The following is a 5,141-nucleotide window of genomic DNA, read 5'->3' as shown; positions in this document are numbered from 1 at the left end:
CACCAGATCCAACTGCACCGGCGCCACCAACGCCGCATCCACCCGCTGAGCCGCATCCAGCAGCTCCAACCCCAACTCCGACGACAACGCCTGCAGACCCATACGCTCCAGCCGGGCGAGTTGGGCCGCATCCAGTTCGCCGGTCATGCCGGTCTCCGCCGCCCACAAGCCCCACGCCAGCGACACCGCCGGACGGCCCTCCGCCCGCCGCCGCGCCGCCAGAGCATCCAACCCCGCGTTCGCCGCAGCGTAGTTACCCTGCCCAGCACTCCCGATCAACGCCGCCACCGACGAGAACAGCACAAACGACCGCACGTCCATGCCGACCGTCAACTCATCCAGCAGCAACGCCGCATCCAGCTTCGGCCGTAGCACCCGACTCAGCTGCTCCGGACTCATCGACGCCACAAGACCGTCGTCCAGAACACCCGCCGCATGCACCACACCGGACAGCGGAACATCCAACGAGCCCAGCAGGGCGGTCAGTTGGTCGCGGTCGGCCACATCACAGGCCGCAACCCGGACCCGACTACCCGCGGCCTCCAGCTCCGCGACCAACTCACCGGCACCCGGCGCCTCCAACCCACGCCGCGACGCCAGCACCAGATGACGGACACCACCCGAAGCCACCAAGTGCCGCGCCACCAACGCACCCAGACCACCGGTCCCACCGGTCACCAGCACCGCACCGTCCGGGCCGGCACCCGCCAACGGCGCCGCCGATACGACAGCCCGCGCCAACCGCGGCGCCAACATCCGCCCGCCACGCACTGCCACCTGCGACTCGCCAAGACCGGCGAGCGCGGCCCAGTCCGGATGTATCTCTCCGCTCTCCTCGGCCGGGTCGAGGTCCAACAGCACGAACCGGCCCGGGTGTTCGGACTGCGCGCTGCGCACCAGACCCCACACCGCAGCAGCCGCCACATCCGGCGACTCGTCACCCACCGAAACCGCACCCCGAGTCACCAACACCAACCGGGACTCCGACAACACCTCGGCGGCCAACCACTCCTGCACCAGACCCAACACCCGCCCCGCCACCACACGCACCCCGTCGGCTTCCCCGCCAGAAGCCGGCTCGGCCCCGACACCGACACCGACACCGACACCGGCGACCACCGCATCCGGCACCGACGCACCCACCGCCACCGACGCCACCAGCGCGCCAAGATCCGCGAAATGCTCGCCCGTGCCGACGTCCGCGACCTCGCCGAGGACAGCGACGCTTGCCGGGGCCGCGCTGTTCGACCCTGCGATCTCAGTCCACTCCACCGTGAACAGCGACCCGTCGGCCGCCCGCCCCGCACCAGCCAACTGCGCCTGATCCACCGGACGCAGGACCAGTGACGTAACCGACACCACCGGAACGCCGGCTTCGTCGACCGCGTCGAACCGCACCGTGGAGTCGCCGAGGGCCGCGGCACGGACCCGCACCCGCGAGGCGCCGCGACGGCCGAGCCGTACGCCGGTCCAGCTGAACGGCATCTTGTGCTGGCTGCCGCCGGCGAAGAGGGGCACGCCACCCTGTACCACCGCGTCGAACAGCGCCGGGTGAACGCCGAACTCCTCGGCGGGACCGGTGTATTCGTCCGCCAGCGCGACTTCTACGTAGATGTCGTCGCCGTCGCGCCAGGCCGCCCGCATCCCCTGGAACACGGGCCCGTAGTCGTACCCGAGGTCGGCCAGCTGGTCGTACAGTCGCTCGACCGCCACCGGCTCGGCGTCCTGCGGCGGCCACTGGGCCGCCCAGTCCACGGTCGGCTCGGTCTCGGTCTCGGTCTCGGCGGCGAGTATGCCTCGCGCGTGGCAGATCGACTCGCCGCGCTCATCGCCCTCAGGGACGGTGTAGATCGCGACAGCGCGGTGGCCGTTCTCGTCGGCTTCCGCGACGGTGACCTGCAACTGCACGGCGGTTCCGGCGGGCAACAGGAACGGCGCTCCGAGGACCAGCTCCTCCACCACCGGGCAGCCCACCTGGCCGCCCGCCGTCAACGCGAGCTCGACCAGCGTGACGCCGGGCACGACGACCGTACCGAACAGCATGTGCTCGGTGACCCAGGCGTCCGTGTCGGTACTCACCCGCCCGGTGAACAGCCATTGGTCCTGGTCCCCGATCCGCGTTCCCGCGGTCAGCAAGGGATGGTCGACGCGTTCGGCCCCGGCCGCGAGGGCCCCGGGGACCGCGGCGCCCGGCGCCAGCCAGTAGCGCTCCCGTTGGAAGGCGTAGGTGGGCAGGGGTATGGCCTGGGCGCCGCTTCCGGCGTAGAACGCCGACCAGTCGACACCGATCCCGGCCGCATGCGCCTGACCCAAAAACGCGGCGAAGGCTTCCGGCTCACCCTGCCGAGCCCGCAACGCCGCAACCACAACCGCCGACTCACTGTCCGAAGTACCGGACTCCTCCAGCACCTCACGCGCCAACGCGGTCAGCGACCCATCAGGGCCTACCTCCACAAACCGCGTCACACCCGCTCCGGCCAGTGCGGCGATACCGTCGGCAAACCGGACCGACTCGCGTGCATGCCGCACCCAATACGCCGGATCCGCCAGTTGACCCGGTGCGGTCACCGCACCCGTCACGTTCGACACCACCGGAATGACCGGCTCGGCAAACCGCAACCGGCCCACCACCCCCGCGAACTCCTCCAGCACCGGCTCCACCAACGCCGAATGGAAGGCATGAGACACCCTCAACCGTGTCGCCTTACGGCCCTGCCAGCACGCCAGTTGCAGCCACTCCTCCAACGCCTCCCGCTCCCCGGACACCACCACAGCCCGCGGACCGTTCACCGCCGCCACCGACAACCGGTCCCCGAACCCGGCCAGCGATTCCACGACTTCCGCTTCGGCCGCCTGAACAGCCGCCATCGCACCACCCGCCGGCAACCCGCCCATCAACCGGCCCCGGGCAGCCACCAGCACACACGCATCAGCCAGCGACAACACCCCCGCCACATGCGCAGCCGCCACCTCACCCACCGAATGACCCACCAGGAAGTCCGCCCGCACCCCCAGCGACTCCAACAACCGGAACAACGCCACCTCAACAGCGAACAACCCGGCCTGCGTGAACTGCGTGTCATCCAGCAGCCCCGCCTCAACAGAGCCTTCCTCCGCCGCCAACACCTCACTCAACGGCCGCTCCAACAACGGATCCAGCTCCCCGCACACCTCCTCCAACACCCGCGCGAACACCGGAAACACCCGCGCCAGCCCCGCACCCATCCGCGCCCGCTGCGCCCCCTGCCCCGAAAACACAAACGCCGTCTTCCCCGACAACGCCCGACCCGCCACCGTGCCCGCACCCGGCTCACCCACAGCCAACGCCGACAACCCAGCCAGCAGACCATCCCGGTCACCAGCAGTGACAACCGCCCGATGCTCCAGATGAGCCCGCGTCATCGCCGTCGAAAACGCCGTATCCAGAACACTGGCCTCCGGCCGCGCCAGCAGATGCTCACGCAACCGACCCGCCTGCGCCCGCAACGCCAACTCATCCTTCGCCGACACCAACACCGGCACCAAAGGGAGACTCTTCTCGGGCTGCTGCTCAGACTCCTCCGCGACCGCCGGAGCCTCCTCCAGAATCACGTGCGCGTTCGTGCCGGAGACACCGAACGACGAGACGCCCGCACGGCGGACCCGCTCCCCGGCCGGCCACGGCTGAGCATCCGTCAGCAACCTGACCGCACCCGATTCCCAGTCCACGTGCGAGGACGGCGCGTCCACATGAAGGGTGGCGGGAAGCTTCTCGTGCCGCAGCGCCTGCACCATCTTGATTACCCCGGCCACACCCGCGGCCGTAGAGGAGTGACCGATGTTCGACTTGATCGAGCCCAGCCACAAGGGCTGATCGGCGTCCCGGCGCTGGCCGTAGGTCGCCAGCAGCGCCTGTGCCTCGATGGGGTCGCCGAGCCGGGTTCCCGTGCCGTGGCCCTCCACCGCGTCGACCTGGTCGGGCCGTAGACCTGCCGCGGACAGTGCCGTACGGATCACGCGCTCCTGCGACGGGCCGCTCGGCGCGGTCAATCCGTTGGACGCACCGTCCTGGTTCATCGCCGACCCGCGCAGCACCGCGAGCACCTGGTGGCCCAGGCGGCGGGCGTCCGACAGCCGTTCCAGCACGATCAGACCGAGACCGTCGGAGAAGCCGGTTCCGTCGGCGCCCTCTGCGTACGAGCGGCAGCGGCCGTCGGGCGACAGGCCGCGCTGCCGGGAGAACTCGACCAGGAGGAACGGCCCGGACAGTACGGTCACACCGCCGGCCAGTGCCAGCGAGCACTCGCCGGAGCGGAGCGACTGGGCGGCCAGGTGCATCGCCACCAGAGACGAGGAGCACGCCGTGTCCACCGACACCGCAGGACCCTCCAGGCCCAGGCTGTACGCCACCCGGCCCGAGACCACGCTCGTCGTTCCGCCGGTCATCCGGAATCCTTCGAGCTCCGGGCCGCCGCCTCCGGCTATCAGCCCCGAGCCGTAGTCCGAGGGGCCGACGCCGCAGAAAACTCCGGTGTCACTGCCGTGCAGCGAACCGGGGTCGATGCCGGCGTCTTCCAGTGCCTCCCACGCGCCCTCCAGCAGCAACCGCTGCTGCGGGTCCATCGCCAACGCCTCCCGCGGACTGATCCCGAAGAACCCCGCATCGAAATCACCCGCACCGTCCAGATAACCGCCGCCCCGCGCATACACCGTGCCGGCCTGCTCCGGATCCGGGTTGTACAGCCGCTCCAGATCCCAGCCGCGGTCACCCGGCAGCCCCGAAATCGCATCCCGACCCGAAGCCACCAACTCCCACAACTGCTCCGGCGACGACACACCACCCGGATACCGGCAACTCATGCCCACGATCGCCAACGGCTCGTCCACGTCGGCCCGCCGCCGCGCCGGAACCCGTACGACCGGCGCCTTTCCGACACCCGCACCCGCACCCGATACCTGCGACACCAAGAACCTCGCCACCGCCGTCGGCCTCGGGTGGTCGAATATCAGGGTGGCCGGCAGTTTGACTCCGGTTGCCTGGGTCAGGCGGTTGCGCAGCTCCACGGCGGACAGCGAGTCGAAGCCGAGTTCCTTGAACGCCCGCCCCGGATCCAGCGCCGACGCCGACGCATGCCCGAGTACCGCCGCCACCTGCGCGGTCA

Annotated in this window: 1 protein-coding gene; it reads right to left on the bottom strand. The window is 70.3% G+C overall.

The features are described from left to right. Positions 1-5,141, bottom strand: a 5,141-nt coding sequence (locus ABZT04_RS45815) for a type I polyketide synthase (RefSeq protein ID WP_356066646.1), incomplete at both ends; no start/stop codon positions are given.

The organism is Streptomyces sp. NPDC005492, assembly GCF_040605995.1.
Taxonomy (GTDB): Bacteria; Actinomycetota; Actinomycetes; order Streptomycetales; family Streptomycetaceae; genus Streptomyces.
The sequence above is the reverse complement of the archived record's forward strand: the minus strand, read 5'-3'. Positions and strand labels throughout refer to the sequence as shown.